The sequence below is a fragment of the Rhodococcus sp. PSi06 genome, assembly GCF_054960675.1.
On sequence record NZ_JBHNYO010000017.1, the window covers coordinates 12,687 to 35,442 of the forward strand.

Consider the following 22,756-nt stretch of genomic DNA (forward strand, 5'->3'; position numbering starts at 1 on the left):
CCCCGGTTCGGGCCTCGCCCCCACGGGGGCCCTGAAGAAGGACAAGCGATGACCATTCTGGCTCCCGCCACTCGATCCGGTACCTCCACCGATCCGCGCGATCCTCTCGCCCGCCTCGAGAATCTCTTCGACACCGGAACCACTGTTCCCCTGCACAATCGGGACAAGTCCGGCATCCTCGCGGCCTCCGGTGAGATCGACGGAGTCCACACCATCGCGTACTGCTCCGACGCCACCGTCATGGGCGGAGCAATGGGCGTCGACGGCTGCAAGCACATCGTCGCCGCGATCGATACCGCCATCGAGCAGCGTGCCCCCATCGTGGGCGTGTGGCACTCTGGCGGCGCACGCCTCGCCGAGGGCGTCGAAGCTCTCCATGCCGTCGGACTCGTCTTCGAGGCCATGGTTCGAGCATCCGGCCTCGTCCCCCAAATTTCCGTCGTCCTCGGCTTCGCCGCAGGCGGTGCCGCCTACGGTCCCGCGTTGACCGACGTCGTCATCATGGCTCCCGAGGGCCGCGTGTTCGTCACCGGTCCCGACGTCGTCCGCAGCGTCACCGGTGAGCAGGTCGACATGGCCTCGCTCGGCGGCCCCGACACCCACCACAAGAAGTCGGGTGTCTGCCACATCGTCGCCGACAGCGAGATGGACGCCTTCACCCGCGCCCGCCGTCTGGTGTCCATGTTCTGCGAGCAGGGCGAATTCGATATCGCCGCCGCCGAGCACGGGGACACCGACCTTCGAGCACTGATGCCCGAATCGAACCGCCGGGCATACGATGTGCACCCGATCGTTCACGAACTGCTCGACAACGTCGAGGGCGAATCGACCTTCGAGGAGTTCCAGGGCGGCTGGGCCCGCAGCATCGTCATCGGACTCGGACGCATCAGCGGCCGCACCGTCGGTGTCATCGCCAACAATCCCATCCGACTCGGCGGCTGCCTCAACTCCGAAAGCGCCGAGAAAGCAGCACGATTCGTGCGACTGTGCGACGCGTTCGGCATTCCGCTCATCGTTGTGGTCGACGTACCCGGCTACCTCCCCGGCGTCAGCATGGAATGGGAAGGCGTCGTGCGTCGCGGAGCAAAACTGTTGCACGCCTTCGCCGAAGCGACCGTTCCTCGCGTCACCCTGGTCACCCGCAAGATCTACGGCGGTGCGTACATCGCCATGAACGCCCGTGCACTCGGTGCCACTGCCGTGTACGCCTGGCCCGGCTCCGAGGTCGCCGTGATGGGCGCTAAAGCAGCCGTCGGCATTCTGCACAAGAAGGCACTCGCCGCCGCGCCCGAGGAAGAGCGTGACGCGCTGCACGACCGACTCACCGTCGAGCACGAAAGCATCGCCGGTGGCGTCGAGCGCGCGGTGGCCATCGGTGTCGTCGACGAGGTCATCGAGCCGAGCAAGACCCGCAGCACCGTCGCCAAGGCACTCGCTGCTGCTCCCGCGGCGCGGGGCAACCATAAGAACATCCCACTCTGATCGCTCCCCTCTCCGGCTCGGTCTCGATAGTTCTGAGGGCCTGCGGGCGCGCCGCTACACCGAGAACTTGCCTCGGGTTGGGCTCGAGCACCCCGCCCCCCGTTGGGATCAATGCGGCTTTCAGGCGCTCCAAGTGCAACAAAGCCACATTCATCCGGACCCGGGCGGGCGTCACCCGGACCCGGGCGGGCGGTTATCCGGAATCGGGCGGGCCGGGTGCTTGTGGAACCGGCAGGCCGTTCCGACCACGCAGATTCCGGGTGGGTCGAGCATCTACGGGTTCGTCAGTTCTCGATCCATTTGTGGTCGTGAGCCAATCGCAACATCGCTGATCGGATATCGAGAATCTGTGCGGCAGTCAACGTGCCGTTGGTGGTCAGGAGCGCTTCGGTCAATTCCGCGGTGAAGTCTGCCTCGGACAACACGTCGCACATGACGTCTTCGTGGTGCTCGTGGTCGGTGAGCGGAACGTTGTGGAACGGCACGTCCGGCTTGTGTCGGGTCACCAGTGCGGTCGAAGCCGGGCCCTCGATGATCTGCACCTGGGTGGCTTTGAGGCCTCGGTCGCCTTCGACGGCGACGTATTCGACGCGAACTCCCGGTGCCAACAGTCTCTTGTCGAAGTCCAGATCGTTGACGTGAATGAACACGTCCTCGCCGCCCTCGTCCGGCGCTACGAATCCGTACCCCTTGAACTCGTCGAATCGAATCACTTTTCCAGTCGACAGCATCGAACTCACCACTCCACGGTCGTTCCCACATGCCTACCCCAGGCACGCCAGCGAAACTACCGTCACCCTCGTACCCCAGCAACCCCAGCGGTTAGCCGACGTCGCGGCTCAACCAAGTCACTTCGGCTCCGGCTCCGCAGGTGCGGAACGGCTCGAGGGCGGCGTCCCAGTCCGAGCCGAGAGCATGCTCCACGGCTGCAGTGAAATTGCCCTGGTTGTTCTCCATCAGGGCGCGCAGTCGCATCTCACCGAGGACCACGTCACCGTTGGCGCTCGTCGTTCCGCGCCACAGGCCCAACCCCGGTACGTGGGAGAACCGTTCGCCGTCGACGCCTTCGCTGGCGTCCTCGGTCACTTCGAACCGCAGCATCTGCCACGAGCGCAGGATGCCGGCCAGCGTGGCTCCGGTACCGACCGGGCCGACCCAGTCGGTGGTGGCGCGGAGCTGGCCGTCGGAGGCGGGCTGCGCAGACCACTTCAAATTGGCACGACAATTCAGGGCGTCGGTCAACGCCCATTCGACGTGCGGGCACAGCGCAGCGGGCGACGAGTGGATGTACACAACACCCGACGTCGCTTCTGCGAACTGATTCGATCCACGCATTGCACTACCTCCAGCTTCGACGAGGGACGTCTTCCCCAACGACCTCGACATGCTTCGGCTGGCTGCAGTGATTCAATGCGTGTGTGTACTAGTGTGCCCCGAGTTGCCCCTGTTGCGCCAGTGCAATCTGTGAACAGAAGAGTTTCACCCTGCCAGCACCGCGTCGGACAACTCCGGCCACAGCGGCTTGGCCCAGTCTCCGAAGGCCCGATCGGTCAACACCACGCATGCAGTGCGTACCGCCGGATCCACCCACAGGAATGTTCCGGCTTGCCCGAAGTGACCGAAGGTGGACGACGAGTTGGTGCTGCCAGTCCAATGCGGGGTCTTGTCGCCACGCAACTCGAAGCCGAGCCCCCAATCACACGGCTTGTGCGATCCGTAACCGGGCACGATCCCGTTCAGACCGGGGAACTGCACCTCTGTCGCCGACGCCAGTGTCTGCGACGCCAGGAGTGTCGGCGCGAGCAACTCGGACGCGAACCTCGTCAGGTCGGCAAGCGTGGACCGGCCGCCGTGACCGGCCGAGCCCGGCAGCGAGGTGTTCGTCATCTGCAGCGGCCCGCACACGGCCTCGTCCAGGTAGTCCGGGAAGGCAATCCCCGATTCGGCTTCGATCAGTTCGGCCAGCACCTCGAACCCGGCGCTCGAATAGATCCGCTTGGTGCCCGCCGGTGCCTGCACGGTCCGATCACCGAACGCCAATCCAGACGCGTGCGCCAGCAGATGACGCACCGTCGAACCCTCCGGCCCGGCGGGCTGATCGAGTTCCACCGCACCCTCCTCGACGGCAACGAGAACCGCGTACGCACTCAGTAGCTTGGTCACCGAGGCGAGTTCGTAGACACTGTCGGTGTCGCCGACTTCTTCCCGAACACCGGAGTCGATGACAACTGCTGCACTGACATGATCGACGGGCCACGAGGCTGTGAGATCGAGGGTAGGCACGACTGCAGAGCCTAATTGTCGGCCGATGACGGTGCCCCGGTCCCCCGCCGGGCTAGTCTCGGTCCACAGGAATGGGAGATGCAATGTCGGTTGTGTATGGATCGTGCAATTTGTGCGAGGCGATCTGCGGGCTCGAGTTCACCGTGGAGAACGACGCTGTGGTGTCGATCCGGGGTGACGAGAAGGATCCACTCTCCCGCGGCCACATCTGCCCCAAGGCGCTCTCACTGATCGATCTTCATGCCGATACCGATCGCCTCACCACGCCGGTCAAGCGGGTGGGTGAAAAGTGGGAGAAGATCGGATGGAACGAGGCATACGACCTCGTCGTCGACGGTCTCGTCTCGACGCGCAAGAAGTACGGGCGCAATGCTGTCGGCCTCTATCAGGGCAATCCCAACGTGCATTCGATGGGCGCGATGACGCACGGAATTCCGTTCACCTCGCTGCTGCGCACGCGCAATCGCTACTCCGCGACCTCGCTGGATCAGCTGCCACATCAACTCGTCGACCACCTGTTGTACGGCCATCAGCTGCTGCTGCCGATCCCGGACATCGATCGAACCGATTTCTTTCTCGTTCTCGGCGGTAATCCGATGGCCTCGAACGGCAGCATGATGACGGTGCCGGACTTCGCCAAAAGGGCACGGGCACTGCGTAAACGGGGCGGCCGCCTGGTCGTGGTGGATCCGCGCAGGACCGAGACCGCCGACATCGCCGACACTCACTTCTTCGTTCGACCCGGTAGCGACGCACTTCTGCTGCTCGCGATGATCCACATCATCGTCGCCGACGGCTCGGTGACGGTGGCCGAGTACGTCGACGGGGCCGACCAACTCGAAGATCTGGTCGCCGAGTTCACTCCGGAGGCCGTGGCTCCGGTGGTCGGGATCCCGGCGGACGAAATCTCCGGTCTCGCTCGTGATTTCGCCGCGGCGAAATCTGCCGTCGCGTACGGCCGGATGGGCGTGTCGACGCAGCAGTTCGGCACCGTGTGTCAGTGGGCAATTCAGGTGCTGAACATCATCACCGGCAATCTCGACCGCCCGGGTGGTGCGATGGTGACCGATCCTGCGATCGATCTGATCTCGCAAGGCATCGTCGGCCGCGGCCACTTCGACAAGTGGCGTAGCCGCGTTCGGGATCTGCCCGAGTTCGCAGGCGAATACCCCTGTTCGACGCTCGTCGACGAAATCACCACCGAAGGCAAGGACCAGATCCGCGCGATGGCGGTGCTGTCGGGTAACCCGGTGTTGTCGATGCCGGGCGGCACCACGCTGAACGACGCGTTCGCGAATCTGGACTTCATGGTGTCGTTCGATTTCTACATCAACGAGACCTCGCGTCACGCACACGTGATTTTGCCACCGACGATGTCGCTCGAGCGCGATCACTACGATTTGATCTTCAATTCGTTCGCGGTTCACAACACCGCGAAGTACATGCCTGCGGTGCTCCCCAAGCAGCCGGATGCCAAGCATGATTGGGAGATCTTCCGAGATCTGTCGCTGCGCTACAAGAATCGCATGGCGGGTTCGACGGTCGGCCGACTGAAGGCACGAGTGAGCCCGAAGAACGTCATCGGCGAGGCCCGCCTGCGCCTGTCCCCTGCCCGCACTCTGGATATCCTGCTTCGCAGTCGACGAAAAGGGTTGTCGCTGCGCAAGCTTCGGGCCAATCCGCATGGCATCGACCTCGGCCCACTGCGTCCCGGCTTTCCACAGAAGTTGAAGACGCGGGACAAGCGTGTCCAGTTGATTCAGGATGTGGTGGTCACCGAACTTCCCGCACTAGTGGATCTCCTGCATTCCAGCGCAGTTCCGAGTGGTGACGAGTTGTTGATGATCGGTCGGCGGCACCTTCGCAGCAACAACTCGTGGATGCACAACACCGCTCGTCTGACCAAAGGCAAAGCGCGACACCAACTTCTGGCACATCCGGACGACCTCGCACATCGCGGCATCGAGGACGGATCCATGGTGTCGGTCACGTCCGCTGCCGGAACCGTCGACATCGAGGTGAGCGCGTCGGAGAAGATGATGCCGGGCGTGGTGAGCATGCCGCACGGCTTCGGCCATCAGCGCCCCGGCGTCCAGTTGTCCGTTGCGACGACGGTGCAGGGACCGAGTGTCAACGACATCACCGACCCGAATCGCGTCGACGCCGTCTCCGCCAACGCGATCCTCAACGGGGTCCCGGTGCAGGTCCGCGCCAAGTAGCGCACCCGATGCACCATCGCGGGGGCCGGATTCTGTACGATTCTGCAGGCCCGTACCTCGTACGAGCATGGGGCGGTAGCTCAGTCGGTTAGAGCCGTGGACTCATAATCCATTGGTCGCGGGTTCGAGCCCCGCCCGCCCCACCATCGTGTCCGCAGCCGGATCTCAGGTCGCAGGTCGAATCTCTCAGGTCGTCGCCGAGGCGGCGGCCGCTCGACGAGCCCGGGCTTCAGCGACCGGAAGGTTCAGGGCACCACCGTCACCGGCCAGCGTCCCGCTTTGACCAATCGGACCGCCACCGAACCCGCTATTCGATGTCCAGCATTCTCGGACGCCCCCACGACGACGGCGTCGGTGCGCAATTGTTCTGCGACGGCGATCAGCCCGTTGTACGGATCACCCTGTGCGGTACGGAACTCCCAGCGCACGCGCTCTCGATCCCCGAACCGGGCAGCCGAGGTTCTGATGTAGTCGAGCAACTCGTCGGCGATCTGCTGACCGGTTTCGACGAGTGAGATGCCGGCCTGGCCCCACGACGCGGTGGCGATGGGTTGCACGTACACCAGTACCAGCAGCGATCGTTGCCTACGGGCGAGTCCTGCGGCGTAGGCAGCCGCACGCCACGACGAATCGGACCCGTCGATACCCACCACGATCGATTTCGGTCCGTCGTGGCCGTATTCGAACCCCGTAGCCTCTTGCGCATCGCTCACGATCTGAGGCTACTGCTGGCCCCCGCCCGTTCGAACACCCCATGCCGTGGCGGTACGGTTGCTGTACATCGAATACTGATTGCTCGACCGAGCACACTGGACGGGAGTTGCACGTGAAGGACCTCTCGCAGCACGAGAGCCCGTCGACCGACCCGGCAACTGTTTTTGCCGCTCTGGCCGACATCGTGTACCGAGGCAGCAGCGCCGAGGAAATCTACACTGCGATCTGCAACGCCGCCGTACTGATCGTTCCGCATTGCGATCATGCCAGCCTGATGCTGATGCGTCACGGAAAGCCCGTCACCGTCGCAGCCTCGGACGATGTCGCTCGCGTCGTCGACGACATCGAACGCGCTACCGGTCAAGGCCCATGTCTGGACGCGATCACCAGCGAGGCAGCGCAGCTCGAAACCGACTTCCGGACCCCCACCCAGTGGCCCGCGATGGCGCGCGGTGTGTTGAACCGCACGCCGGTGCGCGGTGCCATGGGATTTCGGCTCAAGGTGGACGAGCAGAAGGTGGGCGCGCTGAATCTGTTCACCGACCAGCCGGGTGTGTTCGACACCGACAGCGCGAACAAGGCGGTCATTCTGACGGCGTTCACAGCGGTCACCGTTGCCGCAGTCATGAACGGACAGGAAGCGTCGACTCTGCGTGACGGGCTCGAGAGCAACAGGGAGATCGGCAAGGCCATCGGTCTGATCATGGCTCTGCACAACGTGTCCGACGACGAGGCGTTCGCTTTACTGCGCAAGTCGTCTCAGGACCTGAACGTCAAGATCGCCGATCTTGCGGCCTCGGTCGTCGATCGACACAGCAGAGGTCTGAGCACCTGAGCGTGGGCGCTCAGCCCGCGCTCTGAACCTTCTTGGGGAGCGCGAAGACCAGAGCCAGCGCCACCAAGCTGAACGCTGCACTGACCGCCATCGCCATGGCCGCTCCGTGCAGGAAGCCCGATCCGACCGTGTCGGGTCCGGTGATGGCCAAACTTCCGAACAGGACACTGCCGATCACGGCGATGCCGATAGCGGAGCCGACGCGCTGCATGGTGGAGATGACCCCGCTTGCCGCGCCCGCATCGTCGCGGTCCACCGTCGCTACGATGAATTGCGCGTTGGGTGCGATGAACGCACCGTTACCCAGACCCGCGATGAACAGCGGAACCATCAACGTCCAATGGGAAATGGTGTCGGCAGAGCTGGTCGCAAGTATGATCCACAGCCAGATCAGCCCGACCGAGACGAGCGTGGCCCCGAGTATCAAAACAGTGCGACCGAGACGAATGGTCAGCCTGTTGCTCTGTGAGGACGCGATGATGCTGCCGATCGCGAACGGTATCGACACGAGCCCCGACGACAGAGCAGAGTTGCCGAGCCCTGTTTGCCACAACAGCGAGATCGTGAAGAAGATGCTGGTGAACGCCGCGAAGTAGACGAGAGCCAGGACGACACCCCCGGTGAACGCCGGCCGGGTGAACAACCTCGGCGGCACCAATGGACTGTGTCCTCGGCCGGTGCGAACCACTTCCCACCAACCGAACGACGCGATCAGACCGAGACCGGCAGCAATAGTGAGGTAGGTCCACAGCGGCCAGCCCAATTGCTGACCCTCGATCAGCGGTACCAGCAGGGCGATCAATCCCACGGAGATGAGAATCAGTCCGAGCCAGTCGATTCCGGGGCGCGCCTCGGGAGCGGAGTCTTCCTTCTTCGGCAGCAATACCGCGGCAGCGATCAAACCGACGATTCCGATGGGCAGATTGACCCAGAAGACCAACCGCCACCCGTTCTCCTCGCCGAACGCCTGGATGATGAGGCCACCCACGATGGGCCCCAGCGCAGTGGACACTCCGATAACGGCACCCATGATGGCAAATGCCTTGCCACGCACGGGCCCCGGAAACAGCAGCTGAATGAACGCGGTGACCGCGGGTACGAACATGCCGCCCGCGAGGCCTTGGACGACCCTTGCGATCACCAACTGGAGGTCGTCCTGAGCCAGACCGCACGCGAAGCTCGCGACGGTGAACAACGCGAGGCCGGCGAAGAACACCCACTTGTGGCCGATACGGTCGCCTACCTTGCCTGCCGGAATCAGAGCAAGACCGAAAGCCAGCGCATAGCCCGAGATGATCCACGACAGTATCGATTCCGACGCGTTCAACGTGGTGCCGATGGTCGGTAGGGCCACGTTCACGATTGTGGTGTCGAGGAGCGCCATGAACATTCCCAGAAGCAGAACGATCAGCGCCTGCCAGGCGCGCTTGGGTACCTCGACGGCCGGTGGGGTTGTCGACACGCTGCTGTCGGTCACTGTGCTGCCCTCCGTAGTTGTCGCCGAGCAGAATCTACCGACCGACCTGTGGTCGTCAGCCGATCATGGCCGTCGCCGCGACCGCCCATGACAGTCCTGCGGTCAGAACGACGAACGCCGACGCGACGACGCGTCCGCCCCATTGTGTCTCCAACAGAGACGTATCCACCACCGACGTTTTCACCACCGACGTTTCCACCCGAGACGTTTCCACCCGAGACGTTTCCACCATGGCCTGTGCGCTGGACGATTCCGTCTGCGTCATGATCCACTTCCCACCCTGCATCTGCTCATCTCGTCATTTCCGGCCGCTGGATACCCCCGGCCCCCATGCCGAAACTATCGCGCCCCCACAACAGCTTCCACTGCGTCGAGAAACGGGTGCTGCGATGCCAGAAGCTTCGTTCTGGCCTGCGCGATCCCGAACCACTCGATGCGGTCGACCTCGGGAAACGCGGCCATCACACCGGATTTCGGCGGCCACTCGATCTCGAATGTGTTGCTCGCCGCATTCGTCACATCGAGGTCGGCTTCGACGCCGAAAGCGGTGACGACCTTCCCACCGCGCTGCTTCAGCGTGCCGAGGTCCACCGGTTGTCCGGCGGGAACGTCCATCCCCACTTCCTCGCGAAACTCTCGTTGGGCTGTGGTCCACAGGTCTTCGCCGTCGGCCACGAGACCTTTGACGATGGACCAGGCTCCGTCGTCCTTACGCGCCCAGAACGGTCCGCCGGGATGTGCGATCAGGACCTCCGGGCCGCCGGTACCAACCCGATACAACAGGATCCCTGCACTGCTAGCGACCATGGCAACAGCGTGCCATCAATTCGCTTGCTCGCCGTCATCTCACGTCGCTACCGTGTGCGCGGCGCACGATCGTTCTCGCCCAGGGAGGCATACCGAGATGGACACGACGTTGTCGAGCAGGGTCTGGTTCATCACCGGTGCCGGATCCGGTTTCGGCCGCGAGTTCGTTCGTGCTGCACTCGAGGCAGGCGATCGAGTGGTCGCCACGGCCCGCGACGTGGCCGATCTCGAGAGGCCGGAAAACGATCGATTGCTCCACTCTCGCCTCGACGTCACCGACCAGGAATCGATCGATTCCGCCGTGGACCGCGCGCTCGGACGGTTCGGACGCATCGACGTGCTGGTCAACAATGCGGGCTACGGCCTACTCGGCGCATTCGAGGGGATCGACGACTGTCGGTTCCGTGAGAACGTCGACGTCAACTTCTTCGGTCCGCTCGCCGTCACCCGGGCGGTACTGCCCTCGATGCGGGCGCACCGACGCGGCCACATCGTGCAGATGTCCTCGGTCATAGGCGTGGTACCCGGTCCTGGCGGAACCGCTTACGCCGGAAGCAAATTCGCGCTGGAAGGGTTCTCGGAGGCTCTCGCCGCGGAGGTGCGTCATCTCGGTATCGGCGTCACCATTGTCGAACCCGGCCCGTTCCGGACGGACGCGAGCGGCCGTTCCATGCAGTGGGGAACCCCGATGGACGATTACGCCGGTCTGATCGGACCGGCTCGAACAGCGTTCGAGGCCACTCACGGCACGCAGCCCGGCGATCCACGCCGCGGTGCGGATGCCGTCCTGGCGGCAATTTCGTCGAGCACTCCTCCGCTGCGTCTACCACTGGGCTCGCGCGCCTTCGACTGGATCGAGACCTATCTGCAGGATCGCCTCGAGCAAGCGCGGCGCTCGCCCATCGGGTTCGGACACCGACTACCGATGAAGCACCGGTAAGTTCACACACCGCGCCGTGAACCCGAGTAACAGCTATTGTCTACCGATGCAAGAGCGCGCAGCGTCCACCAGGCAGGCCGTACTCGAAGGCGCGGCTGCCAGCTTCGAGAAGTTCGGTTACGGCACAGCCAGTTTGAGCACGATCATTGCGCATGCCGGGGTGAGCAAAGGCGCGATGTACTTCCATTTCTCGTCCAAGGAAGAGTTGGCGCAGGCCGTCATCGACGCGCAGTTGACCATGGCGGCCACTGCTACTGCCGTCATCGTCGAGGCCACCCCGAAGGCGCTCGATGCGCTGATCCTGGTGACCAAGGAGCTCGGACGTCAGCTGCAGACCGAGTCCATCTCTCGTGGGGGTATGCGGTTGACGCTGGAATCCGCCATTGCCGACGGGCCTCACGCGCTGGCGTTCGAGCAGTGGATCGACAAGATCGGCGAACTGATCGAGCGTGCCCAGGAAGAGGGGGACGTCGTCGACGGCGTCGACGCGACCGCGGTGGGTCGGTACATCGTGTCGCTGTTCACCGGAGTGCACACGGTCTCGGAGATGGTGACCGGACGGGCCGACCTTCAGCAGCGACTGACCGAGATGTGGCAGATATTGCTCCCCGCCGTCGTCCCGCGTCGACGACTGCCGCGATTGGTCGCGATCGCGGAAGATCCCGTTATCGACTGGAGCGATCGGTAGAAGCCAGCCACGGCTCGGACGTTGCCGTGACCGACATTGCCGACAACACGGCTCCGTCGTGCTCGAACTGGATGCGGTGCACACCGTCGGTGCCATCGGTGTCGACGATCACCGAGCACGGATTCGCCCACTCGGCGAACCCCATGAAGCGCACCTCGCACGATGTGAAGTCCAGCGTCGGCGTTCCGGTCGCCAGGCGCAGTGCCTGACGGGCGGCTTCGAGCATCGTCACGCCGGGAAGATATTCGACCGAGTGGTCGAACATTGCCATGTTCCGAGGGTCGGGCGCGACGACGATCGTCCCGTCGGAGGTGTGCTGCGCCAAGACGACGTCGGAGGGATCGAGCCGACCTACTGCGGCGGCCTCGACCACTTCGGTACCGGCCGGCAGATGACGGAAATGAGGGTCGTCCATAGAGGACGTACGAAACTGCGAGTACACCTCGGGGCCGATCGACCGCACGGACGCGGTACCGAACGCGACCACTCGGTCGCCGTTCAACAGCCTGGCCGACAACTTCATGTTGTCCATCGACTCGTCGTCGAACGTCACGTCGGTGGTGATCGACTCGGCGACCAGCGAATCGTCGATCTCGTCGACCGAGAGCGGATCGATGATCTCGAATTTGGAGTGCCCGATGAAGACGACGTGATCGAGCGGAACTCCGTGATTGACGTGACAGAAGAGGCTGATCGCTTGGCGCAGAGCCTCGGCCACCATCAGCGAGTCGTGGGTTCGACGGACCGGAGCGAACATCCGATGGGAAGTCGGAAGCTGAACGGCCGCCCGATGGGTACCGTCCGCTGTTTCGTAGTCGGTCAACAACACGTCGGCCGGCGAACGCCGATGAACGAGATGACGCGGAACGGTTGCTGCGTAACTCAAACTCATGAAGCCCCTTAAAACCGACCGATCCGGTTTTTTATAGCACTGGTTGAGCTTCCCGGATCGCGCATCCAGTATGTCGCGGACCACCGACAAATCCGGCATCCGTCGATGGGATTAATTCAATCGATATACAGCCACGAGCGTCACGGTCTGATAGCCACCCAACACCCGCGTACCACCCGAACCGAATGACAAAAATCCCCGCCCGGAGAACCGGACGGGGATTGCGCTCCCCCACCTGGACTCGAACCAGGAACCCTTCGATTAACAGTCGAATGCTCTGCCAATTGAGCTATGGGGGATTACCTCGCGGCGTCACACTCTCGTGCGAGCCGTTGGAAACAATAGCGCACACACCCAGGTGAGTACCAAATCGCCCTGCTCGAGCTTCGCCGAAGCGTCATCGGGCAAGATGGACGTACCGCCGCAGGCTCTACGGAAGGACCCACTGATGATTCGTTTGGTACTGGCGGCTGGCGCTGCATACGTGCTCGGTGCCAAGGCCGGTCGCGGTCGGTACGAGCAGATTCGTAAAACTGCGAGTGCCGTTGCGTCCAGCCCGGCCACCAAGAAGGCCATCGAGGTCGGGCGTCAGAAGTTGTCGGATTCTCTCAACACCCAGCCGCGACTCGAGCCGATGAAGCCGCTCGACGACGAGGACCAGGTCTTCGTGCCGCGCGATCAATTGCGGCGCTAACCGACCTCTGCGACGCTTCCCACAGCGAGCTCGAGCAGGCTGCGGCGGTATTGCTCGAGGGCGATGAGATCGCCGAACAAGGCGTTGTAGTCGTCGGGCTTCTCGACCGGCGACATCCGCTGCAGCTTGGACTTCAGCTCGGCGACCTGCTGGCCGACCCATACTTCCTGCAGCCTCGCCAGAACGCCCGAGATGTACCGCGTGAGGGCGTCGTCGGCGACGCGCATCGGGTCCACGGCCAACTCGGTCACCAACGACACCACCACGGCGTCCTTGGCCTGCTTGGCCACGGCATCGACCCACTCCCCTCCGCCCAGTCCCGCAGCGGTCCCTCCGGCAGCAGCCACCGCGTCACGCACCGCCGCGTACGCCGGGTGGTGAAAGCTCTCCGGCGGTAGTGAATCGAAGACGGTGCCTGCCATCGCAGGCATCTGCAGTACCGCCTTGAGAGCCTCCCGCTGCGGCCACAGCGACGGATCGGTGGGGTTCGGGCGCGGCGGCCCGGCAGGGGCTTCGGTGGGCGCTGCCTGACGCTTCTCGAACGGCACGCGCTTACCACTCGTGTCGCCGCGGGCACCCTTCTTCGCCTCGTCGCGCACTCGGGCGAGCACCATCGCGGTATCGTCCCAACCGGTCCACCCGGCGAGCTGCCTGGCGTACTCGTCTCGCAGCGAGGCATCCTTGATTCGCGCCACCACCGGGACGGTGCGCTTGAGCGCTTCGACGCGCCCCTCGGGGGTATCGAGATCATGTTCTCGCAGCAGCGATTTGACGACGAAGGCGAACATCGGGGTCCGCCGGGCCACGAGATCGCGAACAGCGTTGTCGCCGGACTTCAGCCGCAGATCGCACGGGTCCATTCCGTCGGGTGCGACCGCCACGAATGTCTGCCCGGCGATCTTCTGATCACCCTCGAACGCTTTCATGGCCGCGGCCTGGCCGGCATCGTCACCGTCGAAGGTGTAGATCACCTCACCGCGAAAGTAGCTGTCGTCCATCATCAGTCGACGGAGCATCGCGAGGTGGTCTTCGCCGAACGCGGTACCGCAGGACGCTACCGCGGTCTTGACACCGGCCAGGTGCATCGCCATGACGTCGGTGTAGCCCTCGACGATGACGGCCTGATGCGACTTCGCGATCTCCTTGCGCGCCAGGTCGAGACCGAACAACACCTGAGACTTCTTGTACAGCATGGTTTCCGGGGTGTTGATGTACTTGCCCGGCATGGTGTCGTCGTCGAACAGTTTGCGGGCACCGAAGCCGATGACGTCGCCGCTCTGACTGCGAATCGGCCACACCAACCGACGCCGGAAACGATCGATCGGCGTTCCGCGCTTGCCGGGTGTCGCCAGGCCGGCGTCGACGATTTCCTTGGCCTCGAACCCCTTGCCCAGCAGATGTTTGGTGAGGGTGTCCCAGCCGTCGGGTGCGTACCCACACCCGTAGGCCAACGCGGCGTGTCCGTCGAAGTTGCGTTCGGTCAGGTAGTCCCGTGCCGCCTGAGCGTCGGGCCCGCTGAGCCGCCCCGCGTAGAACTCCTGAGCCGCCGCGTTCGCGGCGATCAGGCGCGCCCGGGTGCCGCGGTCACGCTGGACCGATGGCCCTCCGCCCTCGTACGAGATCGAGTAGTTCAGCCGGTCGGCGAGTTGCTCGACGGCCTCGACGAACGAAATGTGCTCGATCTTCTGGAGGAAGGAGTAGGCATCACCACCCTCGCCGCAGCCGAAGCAGTGATAGTGACCGTGATTGGGCCGAACATGGAAGGACGGTGACTTCTCGTCGTGGAAGGGACACAGACCCTTCATGGAGTCGCCGCCCGCGCGCTTGAGAGAGACGTAGTCGCCGACTATGTCTTCGATCCGTGTGCGTTCGCGAATGGCGGCAATGTCACGTTCAGGAATTCGGCCGGCCACGTCTGGAGTCTAGCGCTGAACCAGACACCCTCGGCAGCGCGATCAACCCCAGCTGGCCTGAGCCCCGAGCGACCGCTTGTCCACCAGTTCGAGTCGACTTTCGGTGTACGACGCGATCTGATCCACCACGACGCGGGTGCGTTCGGCATCGCTGTTCGCGCGTTGCCACGCGGGCACCAAGATGGGATCGAGCTCGTCCGGCGCGGAGCGCATCAGCCACTCCGCGACGCGATGAATTCGGTCGCGCTGGCGTTCCTGCCGAATTTTATGCCCGGCGTCGGACATGACGTACCGCAGTGCCATGGTCTTGAGCAGCGCCACCTCGGACGCGACGATCGAGGGCACCACGAGGTCGGCGTCGTACCGGGTCAGCGGTGCCGTGCCGTACTTCTGATGGGTGCCGTCGATGGCAGCCGTGGCGAAACGCCCTACCAGTTCGCTGGTCATGTGTTTGAGTGCGACGGATGCTGTCAGGGTGCCGTCGTAGCGTCCCACCGAGGTCACGACGGGCATCCGCGACAACCGGTCGGCAGCTTCGATCAGTTCGTCGACGACGAGTCCGCGGAACTCCGAGACCCCGAGTTCGGCCAGCGCCCGCTGTTCGATCGGGTCGGACAACGCGCGGAGGTCGATTCTGGCGTCGATGACGCCGTCCTCGACGTCGTGTACCGAGTATGCGACGTCGTCGGACCAATCCATGGTCTGCGCTTCGAGGCACTTGTGCTTGTTCGGTGCACCGTCGCGCACCCAGCCGAGTATGGCGGAATCATCTTCGTACGCACCGAATTTGGCACCGGGCGCGGGCCTGGTCCACGGGTACTTCATTGCAGCGTCGAGAGCGGCGCGGGTGAGGTTGAGTCCCGCGCTGTTGCCGTCGGAGTCGAGGATCTTCGGCTCGAGGCCGGTCAGGATGCGTAGGTTCTGAGCGTTGCCCTCGAATCCCCCGCAGTCCTGCGCCACCTCGTCGAGTGCCCGCTCGCCGTTGTGCCCGTAGGGCGGATGGCCGATGTCGTGAGCCAGGCCCGCCAGGTCGACCAGATCGGGGTCGCTACCGAGCCCTTCCGCGATGCTGCGCCCGATCTGCGCGACCTCGAGCGAGTGCGTCAACCGGGTGCGGGGGGTATCGCCGTCACGCGGCCCGGTCACCTGAGTCTTGTCCGCCAGGCGACGCAGGGCAGCGCAGTGCAGTACTCGCGCCCTATCTCTCGCGAACGCGCTTCGATGCGAGGCGTTCTCAGCCCCGGATCGAAGACCGGCGGTCTTCGGCGGTTCGGCGACGAATCGTTCGACGTCGTGCTCGGAGTATGTGCCGGTCATCTACTGGCCTGCCGTGTAGGAGAAATCTGCGGTGAAGTGCGTCAGCTGATACCACAGCAGAGCGCCTGTCTCCCTGGCTATTCCATGTGCCTGCGACTCTCGGGTGTACACCGCCGGCCCGGTGCGGGTGGGCGATGTCCATGCGTCCAGTCCGGCATCTCGCGCCATGGTTCGGGTGCGCAGCGAATGCCACGGATCACTGACCAACACCACCGACGACTTCCCCTCGGTGCGCAGTGTGTCGCTCACGGCCTCGATGCTTTCGAGAGTGTCCGAGCCGGTTTCGACGGCCACGATGGCGTCCGCGGGCACTCCTTGGTCGATCAGATAATTGCGGCCCGACGCGGCCTCGGTGAACAGGTCGCCTTCCTGCTTGCCGCCGACGGTGACGATCTCGGGGGCGATACCCCGCTCGTACAACGACGCGGCTTGCGCCAAACGTGCCTCGAACACTGTCGAGGGCGTCCCGCTGTACTGCGCCGCGCCGAGAACGACGATGGCGTCGGCCTGCGAGTAATCGTCGATGCGAGCGACCTGCCAGACCCGGACCGCAGTTCCGGCCACCAGCACCACCGCCATCAGGACTACTCCCGCGACCAGTCGACCGGTCCAGCGCCCCAGCGTTCCGAAGAAGCCGAGGCGCTCGGGACCGGAGTCCGAGGCATACCGATCGTCGTACGGGCCGCCGTACGGATCTCGGTCGAGAGTTGAATTCACCCCTCGAGTTTGCCAGGCCCGTGCATCGACAGGGTCACGGCGCGCGTGGTGGGGACTACAACCATCCGCGGTCCTCGGCCACACGCACCGCTTCCGCCCGAGTACTGGTACCGGTTTTGCCTATCGCAGACGACAGATGGTTGCGCACCGTCCCCTCCGACAGGTGCACAGTGGCAGCGATGGAGCCTGCCGTCCCACCCTGAGCCGCTGCCCGTAGAACTTCCTGCTCACGGGCCGTCAGCGGCGAGACTCCGTCGGTCAGGGTCTCGGTCGCCAGCGTCGGGTCGACGACGCGAAGGCCCATGTGCACCCGGCGAACAGCATCGGCCAACTGCTTGGCAGGAGTGTCCTTGACCACGAAACCCGATGCACCTGCGTCGATCGCGCGGCGTAGGTATCCGGGGCGGCCGAACGTGGTGACGATCAGCACTCTCGTCTCGGGTGCCACCAGAGTCAGCTCGGCAGCCACATCGATTCCGTTCTTGCCCGGCATCTCGACGTCGAGCAACACGACGTCGGGTCGGTGTTCCACCACGGCAGCGACCACTTCGTCCCCGCGCCCCACCTCGGCCACGACGTCGAGATCGTGCTCGAGCCCCAGCAGCGCAGCGAGCGCGCCGCGCACCAGCGCTTGATCGTCGGCCAGCAACAGCCTGATAGTCATGGTGCCGAGACCTCCACCTTGAATCCCCCTGTCGACACGCGGGCGATCGCCAGTGAACCACCAGCAGCACTCACCCGTTCGCCCAACCCGCGCAGCCCGTTTCCCCCGTGGTCTTCTTCGGCAGGTCCGACTCCGTCGTCGACGATGGAGATGCTCGACGGCGTCAGCGTCACTCGGCAGTGCCGGGCCTCCGAGTGTCGAACCACATTGGTCACCGCTTCCCGCATCACCCAACCGAACAGTTCTCGGTGCCGCAACGGCACGACATCTCCGTCTCCGGGGAGATCGGCATCGATTCCTGCCGCCATCAGAGCCGTACGCGCGCTGGCCAGTTCGGTACCGATGTCGATCTGCCGCATTCCTCCCACGGTGCTCCGCACATCGGCAAGCGCTTGCCGGGCAAGGGTTTCCAACTCGGCGATCTCCACGGCCGCGCGGGCGGGATCGATGTCGAGTAGCCGTCCCGCCAGCTCGCTCTTGACGGTGATGACGGTCAGCGAGTGACCGAGAATGTCGTGGACGTCCCGGCTCATCCGCTCCCGTTCGGCGACGATGGCCAGATCGGCCAATTGCTGCCTGGCAACGGCCAATTCGTGATTGCGCTGGAATACCTGGGTGATGCCCCACGCAGCGGCTGCGCTGATCAGCAACTGGAACGCGAAGAAGTTGTCGGGCTCCCAGGCCCTGATCACCCGCGGCGTCACTTCGATGATCACGACCATCACCGCGACCAACGTCCATGCGTGCCGAACCGGCAGCGTCATCATCGCCAGCACCGCGATGTAGATGGTTGCGCCGAAACCGGTGGTTCCGATCAACGCGCTCATGGCCACGGTGAGGGCCAGCAGTACCACCAGTGCAATCCACCCCTGCCACACCGGCAGCGGATTCCCCCGACGGTGCCCGTTGCGGAAGCGCCAGAAGGTGGCGGTGAACACCACCCCGAACCCGACGATCGCAACGATCCCGGAGACTCGAGCCGTCACGGACTCCAAGGCCAGGATGTCGTTCAACGGGTAGATCAGGTAGATCAACCAGATGGCTCCGAACATCCAGCCGTATCGCCAGACCCGCCCCTCCGGCAAGTCGGCGGTGAACGTGGTCATGTCGCCCACGGTATCTCCGTGGGCGACACGATCGGTGGTTTCTGCGTCAGGCACGCTTGGTGTCTTTCCGGAACAGCAGGGCCGCTCCGGCAATGAACACTGCGGCCCACACCACCAGGTTCACCACTGCGATCGCCAACGTGCCGGCGTCGGCAGACGTGAAGGGCGCTCGGGCCACCGTGGCCAGGCCGTACAGCGGAGTGAACTTGGCCAGCATCGGGAACCAACCGCTGTCACCGAGGGGGACGAACAATCCGCCGGCCAGGGCAAGGAAAGCCAGTACCGGCCCGAGGATCTGCATGACGTTCTCCGAGGGCAGGAGGTACCCCATGAACAGACCGAATGCGGCGAACACCGCAGAACCGAGCCATGCGATCACTCCGCACGCGAGCCACACCCAGATCGGCATGTCGGCTCCGAAGAACTTCGCGACGACGAACACCACCACGATCGCGGCGGCACCCATCGTCATGGCCACGAGCACCTTGGTGACGATGTATGCCACGGGCTTGAGCGGGGTCAACCGCAGCTGCCGACTCCACCCCTGGGCCCGCTCGACGGAAACCATCGCTCCCCCGCTGGTGGTGGCCAGCATGGCACCGTAGACGGCCATGCTGATGGCGATGTAACCCGTAACGTTTCCGTGCGCAAAGGAGTAGTCGGTCTTGAAGTCCGACTGCGTACCGAAGATGACGAAGAACACCGGCGGCATGACCAACGTGAAGATCAGGGTCCGCTTGTTCCTGAACAGTCGGCGAATCTCCAGTCCGAGAAAGGTGGGCGAAAATCCGCCCCAGGCAACGGCTCTGGCAGGTGTACGGGTGGCTGCAGAGTGCGTGGTCGTGGTCATCGGATGCTCCCGGCGAGGTCGTGTGCGGCTGGGTCGTTGTCGGCTGAGTTGTTGTCGGAATCTGTGGTCAGGGCGAGGAACGCGTCCTCGAGGTTGCGCGAGACGATCTCCAGATCGGTCGCATGCGCATCGTTGAGCAGGAACCGGGCCACCGCGTCGGAGTCGCGGCCGTGCACGATCACTCGATCACCACGAGTTTCGACTCGGTCCACCCCCGGCAGAGCCAGTAACACCGACCGGTCGACGCCGGGCAGCGTTGCAGTGACGGTGCGTCCTGCAGCCAGGTTCTTCACCTCGGCCGCGCTGCCGTCGGCGACGATCTTGCCGTGCCGCACCAGCACGATGCGGTCGGCGTAGGCATCGGCTTCGTCGAGGTAATGCGTTGCGAAAAGCACTGTTCGGCCGGTACTGGCGTCCTGGCGAATGGCATTCCAGAAGTCACGACGTCCTTCGACGTCCATGCCGGTGGTCGGCTCGTCCAGCACCAGCAGATCCGGATCGGGCAAGAGTGCGAGTGCGAATCGCAGCCGTTGTTGCTGGCCGCCCGAGCATTTGGCCACTCGGCGATCTCCGATGTCGGCGATGCCGGCCCGAGTCAGCACCTCCTTCACCGACCGCGTGTGCGCGAACAGTGCCGACGTCAGCTCGACGGTTTCGCGGACGGTCAGGTCGCGGAGCAAACCTCCGGTCTGCATGACGGCCGAGATCCGACCCTGGGCGATGGCGTCGGCGGGCGTACCTCCGAACACCGAGACCGACCCGGTGGTGGGTGTTGCCAGGCCGAGCATCATGTCGATGGTCGTCGTCTTTCCGGCTCCATTGGGTCCGAGGAATGCGACGACCTCGCCCGGTTCGATCGACAGGCTGAGCCCGTCCACCGCGCGGACCGATCCGTATGTCTTGGTGACGCCTCGCAGTTCGACTGCCTTCGTTGTGGTCATGACAGCTACTCTGCTGCGGCCCGAGCCCATCCACCTCGACCGAGCGTCACGATTGCACGATGACAACTGTCATGGATCGACCTCTTCGAGTCGGACGCCACCCAACCGGTAGATTTCATCGCATGGCAGTCCAGCACCGGCGGCAGTCCAGCGCCGCAGTCCGTAGATCGGTTCATCGATTTCGTCGCCTCGCCGCCACGGGTGCTCTGACCCTGTTCGCCGCGGTTCTGCTCGCGCCGGGGGTCGCATCAGCCGAGGCTCCCTCGCGGTTGGCCACCCAGATCACCGACAACGTGCAGGCACTCGATCCGGATTCGCTGGCCGAGGTGCAGACCTCCATCGACGACCTGTACAGCAGCAGCCAGCTCAGGTTGTGGGTCACCTACGTTGCAGATTTCGACAACATGTCGGCAACGAACTGGGCCCAGCAGACGTACGAACGGAGCGATCTCGGTCAGCGTGACGTGTTGCTCGCAGTGGCGACCGTGGATCGCTCGTACTATCTCGCCGTCAACACCGGGCTGTCACAGATCACCACGTCCGAACAGGACGACATTCGGGTCAACGACGTCGAACCCGCACTGGGCGAAGAAGATTGGTCCGGAGCCGCCATCGCGGCGGCCGGCGCGCTCGGCGAGGCCTATGCCTCGAGCGGCAGCGGCGGATCGTCCGCGCCCCTGTTGATCGGCGTCGGCGTTCTGGCAGTCGCAGGCGGCGGAGCCGCTGTCTATTCGTCCCGCCGTAAGAAGGCACGGATCGCCGCCGAGGTCGAGGCCGTGGCCAAGATCGACCCGAGCGACCCGGCCGCACTGGCATCGTTCCCGGTCGACGTTCTCGATACCCGCGCCAAGGAAATTCTGATCGAGACCGACAACGCGGTACGCGCCAGCGAAGAAGAGTTGACCTTGGCCCGCGGTGAATTCGGGGATTCCGCAGCCGCCCCGTTCATCACCGCGTTCGACAACGCGAAGAAGGCACTGGCCTCTGCCTTCGAGATCCGTCAACGACTCGACGACGCCATTCCCGAGACCCCGGACCAGCGGCGGGCGATGCTCGTCGAGATCATCTCCTCGTGCGGTCAGGCAGATCGCGAGCTCGACTCTCGGGTTCAGGAATTCGACGGATTCCGGGACCTCGTCATGAATGCCGGCTCGCATCTCGACGAGCTCACCCAAGCCGTCATCGCTGTGAGGGTGCGGATTCCGCAGTCCGAAAGCCTTCTCGCACAGCTGCATTCGGAATTCTCCGACACAGCCTTGAAATCCATCGCCGACAACGTCACCATGGCGCAGGATCGGGTGGCGCTGGCCGAGGAGAACATCGAAGCCGGACGCAAGGCCGCAGCCCTGCCGCCGGGGAAGCAGGGTCCGGCAGTGACCGCGATTCGCACCGCGGAGCGTGCTGTCGATCAGGCCACGGCTCTGCTCGATGGCGTCGACCATGCCCGCGACGACATCAGGCACGCCATCGCAACCCTGCCCGACGCCATCGCGGACGTTCGACGCGACATCGAGCAGGCGACAGGACTGACCGAGCACGGCGGTGCCGAATTGCAGGCGGCGATGACCGCGGCACGGACGGCGCTGAAGAACGCGGAGACGGCGCAGTCGTCCGATCCCCTCGGCAGTTACACCGCCCTTGCGGCAGCAGATTCCGAACTGGAAAAAATCGTCGACGAGGCGTCCGCGGAGAAGGCCGCCGAGGACCAGCTGCGGGCGCGTCTCGAACGCGACATCGCGGCTGCTCAGGCGCAGATCACGGCCGCTGCGGACTACATCTCGACGCGACGCGGCGGTGTGGGTGCCGATGCCAGAACGCGTCTGTCCGAGGCCGAACGGCATCTCGGTGCGGCACGCCAGCTGGAGCCGCAGAACCCCGACGAGGCTCTCAAGCACGCGCATGCCGCCAGCCAATTGGCTTCGCGCGCATCGCAGATCGCCCAGTCCGACGTGCAGAACTGGGAGAACCGTCACGGCCCACGCGGAGGCAGTAGCGGCGGCAACGTGGCCGGTGCCGTACTCGGCGGAATTCTGATCAACAGCGTGCTGCGCGGCGGCGGAGGCGGGTTCGGCGGCGGCTTCGGTGGTGGCGGCGGCTTCGGTGGCGGCGGAGGAGGCGGCGGGGGCTTCGGCGGTGGCGGCGGCCGCTTCTGATGTGAACTACACATGAAACAGGGCCCGATCTCACGAGGAGATCGGGCCCTGTTGTGTCGTGAGT

At 64.4% G+C, this 22,756-nt stretch carries 22 protein-coding genes and 2 tRNA genes; 8 read left to right on the forward strand and 16 right to left on the reverse strand.

The genetic code is table 11. The annotated features are described in order from the left end of the window. Positions 1 to 48 precede the first annotated feature (48 nt). The gene (locus tag ACFI9K_RS20685; RefSeq protein WP_462665244.1) at positions 49 to 1,482 is read left to right on the forward strand and encodes an acyl-CoA carboxylase subunit beta; all 1,434 of its coding nucleotides are present in this window, start codon (positions 49 to 51) and stop codon (positions 1,480 to 1,482) included. A gap of 284 nt (positions 1,483 to 1,766) precedes the next feature. Here the strand turns inward: ACFI9K_RS20685 and ACFI9K_RS20690 are convergent, their stop codons facing one another. From ACFI9K_RS20690 to ACFI9K_RS20700, 3 genes are all read right to left on the reverse strand, one after another. Continuing rightward, positions 1,767 to 2,213, reverse strand: a complete 447-nt coding sequence (locus tag ACFI9K_RS20690; protein WP_462665245.1) for a cold-shock protein — start codon at positions 2,211 to 2,213, stop codon at positions 1,767 to 1,769. Between the two features lie 91 nt (positions 2,214 to 2,304). Beyond that, positions 2,305 to 2,817, reverse strand: a complete 513-nt coding sequence (locus ACFI9K_RS20695; RefSeq protein ID WP_462665246.1) for a DUF3145 domain-containing protein — start codon at positions 2,815 to 2,817, stop codon at positions 2,305 to 2,307. A 144-nt stretch (positions 2,818 to 2,961) separates the two neighbouring features. After that, positions 2,962 to 3,765, reverse strand: a complete 804-nt coding sequence (locus ACFI9K_RS20700) for a serine hydrolase domain-containing protein (protein WP_462665247.1) — start codon at positions 3,763 to 3,765, stop codon at positions 2,962 to 2,964. Positions 3,766 to 3,848: 83 nt separating this feature from the next. On the opposite strand from ACFI9K_RS20700, the gene ACFI9K_RS20705 reads away from it, so the two are divergent. Both ACFI9K_RS20705 and ACFI9K_RS20710 read left to right on the forward strand, forming a co-directional pair. Beyond that, entirely contained in the window at positions 3,849 to 5,984 is a 2,136-nt protein-coding gene (locus tag ACFI9K_RS20705; protein WP_462665248.1) for a molybdopterin-dependent oxidoreductase, read from the forward strand. A gap of 69 nt (positions 5,985 to 6,053) precedes the next feature. Beyond that, a tRNA-Ile gene (locus ACFI9K_RS20710) sits at positions 6,054 to 6,130 on the forward strand. Positions 6,131 to 6,229: 99 nt separating this feature from the next. Here ACFI9K_RS20710 and ACFI9K_RS20715 read toward each other — a convergent pair. Continuing rightward, complete coding sequence (locus tag ACFI9K_RS20715) at positions 6,230 to 6,697, reverse strand: universal stress protein (protein ID WP_462665249.1); 468 nt, start codon at positions 6,695 to 6,697, stop codon at positions 6,230 to 6,232. A 113-nt stretch (positions 6,698 to 6,810) separates the two neighbouring features. Between ACFI9K_RS20715 and ACFI9K_RS20720 the strand changes: the two genes are divergently transcribed. Next, on the forward strand, positions 6,811 to 7,533 hold the full coding sequence (locus ACFI9K_RS20720) for a GAF and ANTAR domain-containing protein (protein WP_462665250.1): 723 nt from the start codon (positions 6,811 to 6,813) through the stop codon (positions 7,531 to 7,533). A 10-nt stretch (positions 7,534 to 7,543) separates the two neighbouring features. On the opposite strand, the gene ACFI9K_RS20725 is transcribed toward ACFI9K_RS20720, so the two are convergent. The 3 genes from ACFI9K_RS20725 to ACFI9K_RS20735 all read right to left on the reverse strand — a co-directional run bounded on the left by ACFI9K_RS20725 (position 7,544) and on the right by ACFI9K_RS20735 (position 9,817). After that, positions 7,544 to 9,010: an MFS transporter gene (locus ACFI9K_RS20725; RefSeq protein WP_462665251.1), complete on the reverse strand. Its 1,467-nt coding sequence runs from the start codon at positions 9,008 to 9,010 to the stop codon at positions 7,544 to 7,546. Positions 9,011 to 9,065: 55 nt separating this feature from the next. Continuing rightward, a complete protein-coding gene (locus ACFI9K_RS20730; RefSeq protein WP_462665252.1) occupies positions 9,066 to 9,275 on the reverse strand; it encodes a hypothetical protein in 210 nt (69 codons plus the stop codon). 74 nt (positions 9,276 to 9,349) lie between these two features. Continuing rightward, on the reverse strand, positions 9,350 to 9,817 hold the full coding sequence (locus ACFI9K_RS20735) for an NUDIX domain-containing protein (protein WP_462665253.1): 468 nt from the start codon (positions 9,815 to 9,817) through the stop codon (positions 9,350 to 9,352). A gap of 97 nt (positions 9,818 to 9,914) precedes the next feature. Between ACFI9K_RS20735 and ACFI9K_RS20740 the strand changes: the two genes are divergently transcribed. Both ACFI9K_RS20740 and ACFI9K_RS20745 read left to right on the forward strand, forming a co-directional pair. After that, a complete protein-coding gene (locus ACFI9K_RS20740; protein ID WP_462665254.1) occupies positions 9,915 to 10,757 on the forward strand; it encodes an oxidoreductase in 843 nt (280 codons plus the stop codon). 46 nt (positions 10,758 to 10,803) lie between these two features. Then, positions 10,804 to 11,445 carry a ScbR family autoregulator-binding transcription factor gene (locus ACFI9K_RS20745; RefSeq protein WP_462665255.1) on the forward strand — a complete coding sequence of 214 codons (642 nt, stop codon included), beginning with the start codon at positions 10,804 to 10,806 and terminating at the stop codon, positions 11,443 to 11,445. Here the strand turns inward: ACFI9K_RS20745 and ACFI9K_RS20750 are convergent. After that, positions 11,423 to 12,337 (reverse strand): AfsA-related hotdog domain-containing protein, encoded by a 915-nt coding sequence (locus ACFI9K_RS20750; protein WP_462665256.1) that lies wholly within the window; start codon positions 12,335 to 12,337, stop codon positions 11,423 to 11,425. The two genes, ACFI9K_RS20745 and ACFI9K_RS20750, sit on opposite strands and share 23 nt — an antisense overlap. Before the next feature lie 226 nt (positions 12,338 to 12,563). Beyond that, positions 12,564 to 12,636 (reverse strand) — tRNA-Asn (locus tag ACFI9K_RS20755). A gap of 149 nt (positions 12,637 to 12,785) precedes the next feature. On the opposite strand from ACFI9K_RS20755, the gene ACFI9K_RS20760 reads away from it, so the two are divergent. Then, positions 12,786 to 13,031: a hypothetical protein gene (locus ACFI9K_RS20760; protein WP_204878795.1), complete on the forward strand. Its 246-nt coding sequence runs from the start codon at positions 12,786 to 12,788 to the stop codon at positions 13,029 to 13,031. Here the strand turns inward: ACFI9K_RS20760 and dnaG are convergent. From dnaG to ACFI9K_RS20795, 7 genes are all read right to left on the reverse strand, one after another. Beyond that, positions 13,028 to 14,944 (reverse strand): DNA primase, encoded by a 1,917-nt coding sequence (dnaG, locus tag ACFI9K_RS20765; protein WP_462665257.1) that lies wholly within the window; start codon positions 14,942 to 14,944, stop codon positions 13,028 to 13,030. The genes ACFI9K_RS20760 and dnaG overlap by 4 nt on opposite strands. A 42-nt stretch (positions 14,945 to 14,986) precedes the next feature. After that, positions 14,987 to 16,261 carry a deoxyguanosinetriphosphate triphosphohydrolase gene (locus tag ACFI9K_RS20770; RefSeq protein WP_462665258.1) on the reverse strand — a complete coding sequence of 425 codons (1,275 nt, stop codon included), beginning with the start codon at positions 16,259 to 16,261 and terminating at the stop codon, positions 14,987 to 14,989. Beyond that, positions 16,262 to 16,882, reverse strand: a complete 621-nt coding sequence (locus tag ACFI9K_RS20775; protein WP_462665333.1) for a YdcF family protein — start codon at positions 16,880 to 16,882, stop codon at positions 16,262 to 16,264. It lies immediately after the preceding gene. 151 nt (positions 16,883 to 17,033) lie between these two features. Beyond that, on the reverse strand, positions 17,034 to 17,642 hold the full coding sequence (locus ACFI9K_RS20780; protein WP_462665259.1) for a response regulator: 609 nt from the start codon (positions 17,640 to 17,642) through the stop codon (positions 17,034 to 17,036). Further along, complete coding sequence (locus tag ACFI9K_RS20785) at positions 17,639 to 18,748, reverse strand: sensor histidine kinase (protein WP_462665260.1); 1,110 nt, start codon at positions 18,746 to 18,748, stop codon at positions 17,639 to 17,641. The genes ACFI9K_RS20780 and ACFI9K_RS20785 overlap by 4 nt, the downstream gene beginning before the upstream one ends. Positions 18,749 to 18,794: 46 nt before the next feature. Next, a complete protein-coding gene (locus ACFI9K_RS20790; protein ID WP_462665261.1) occupies positions 18,795 to 19,598 on the reverse strand; it encodes an ABC transporter permease in 804 nt (267 codons plus the stop codon). Then, positions 19,595 to 20,539 carry an ABC transporter ATP-binding protein gene (locus ACFI9K_RS20795; protein WP_462665262.1) on the reverse strand — a complete coding sequence of 315 codons (945 nt, stop codon included), beginning with the start codon at positions 20,537 to 20,539 and terminating at the stop codon, positions 19,595 to 19,597. The genes ACFI9K_RS20790 and ACFI9K_RS20795 overlap by 4 nt, the downstream gene beginning before the upstream one ends. A gap of 122 nt (positions 20,540 to 20,661) precedes the next feature. Between ACFI9K_RS20795 and ACFI9K_RS20800 the strand changes: the two genes are divergently transcribed. After that, positions 20,662 to 22,692 carry a TPM domain-containing protein gene (locus tag ACFI9K_RS20800; RefSeq protein ID WP_462665263.1) on the forward strand — a complete coding sequence of 677 codons (2,031 nt, stop codon included), beginning with the start codon at positions 20,662 to 20,664 and terminating at the stop codon, positions 22,690 to 22,692. Positions 22,693 to 22,756 lie beyond the last annotated feature (64 nt).

Bases quoted from the DNA above. Each gene is read 5' to 3' on its own strand.
- ACFI9K_RS20685 (WP_462665244.1), top strand. From the start codon at position 49: ATGACCATTCTGGCTCCCGCCACTCGATCCGGTACCTCCACCGATCCG.
- ACFI9K_RS20690 (WP_462665245.1), bottom strand. From the start codon at position 2,213: ATGCTGTCGACTGGAAAAGTGATTCGATTCGACGAGTTCAAGGGGTAC.
- ACFI9K_RS20695 (WP_462665246.1), bottom strand. From the start codon at position 2,817: ATGCGTGGATCGAATCAGTTCGCAGAAGCGACGTCGGGTGTTGTGTAC.
- ACFI9K_RS20705 (WP_462665248.1), top strand. From the start codon at position 3,849: ATGTCGGTTGTGTATGGATCGTGCAATTTGTGCGAGGCGATCTGCGGG.
- ACFI9K_RS20730 (WP_462665252.1), bottom strand. From the start codon at position 9,275: ATGACGCAGACGGAATCGTCCAGCGCACAGGCCATGGTGGAAACGTCT.
- ACFI9K_RS20735 (WP_462665253.1), bottom strand. From the start codon at position 9,817: ATGGTCGCTAGCAGTGCAGGGATCCTGTTGTATCGGGTTGGTACCGGC.
- ACFI9K_RS20740 (WP_462665254.1), top strand. From the start codon at position 9,915: ATGGACACGACGTTGTCGAGCAGGGTCTGGTTCATCACCGGTGCCGGA.
- ACFI9K_RS20745 (WP_462665255.1), top strand. From the start codon at position 10,804: ATGCAAGAGCGCGCAGCGTCCACCAGGCAGGCCGTACTCGAAGGCGCG.
- ACFI9K_RS20750 (WP_462665256.1), bottom strand. From the start codon at position 12,337: ATGAGTTTGAGTTACGCAGCAACCGTTCCGCGTCATCTCGTTCATCGG.
- ACFI9K_RS20760 (WP_204878795.1), top strand. From the start codon at position 12,786: ATGATTCGTTTGGTACTGGCGGCTGGCGCTGCATACGTGCTCGGTGCC.
- ACFI9K_RS20770 (WP_462665258.1), bottom strand. From the start codon at position 16,261: ATGACCGGCACATACTCCGAGCACGACGTCGAACGATTCGTCGCCGAA.
- ACFI9K_RS20780 (WP_462665259.1), bottom strand. From the start codon at position 17,642: ATGACTATCAGGCTGTTGCTGGCCGACGATCAAGCGCTGGTGCGCGGC.
- ACFI9K_RS20785 (WP_462665260.1), bottom strand. From the start codon at position 18,748: ATGACCACGTTCACCGCCGACTTGCCGGAGGGGCGGGTCTGGCGATAC.
- ACFI9K_RS20790 (WP_462665261.1), bottom strand. From the start codon at position 19,598: ATGACCACGACCACGCACTCTGCAGCCACCCGTACACCTGCCAGAGCC.
- ACFI9K_RS20795 (WP_462665262.1), bottom strand. From the start codon at position 20,539: ATGACCACAACGAAGGCAGTCGAACTGCGAGGCGTCACCAAGACATAC.
- ACFI9K_RS20800 (WP_462665263.1), top strand. From the start codon at position 20,662: ATGGCAGTCCAGCACCGGCGGCAGTCCAGCGCCGCAGTCCGTAGATCG.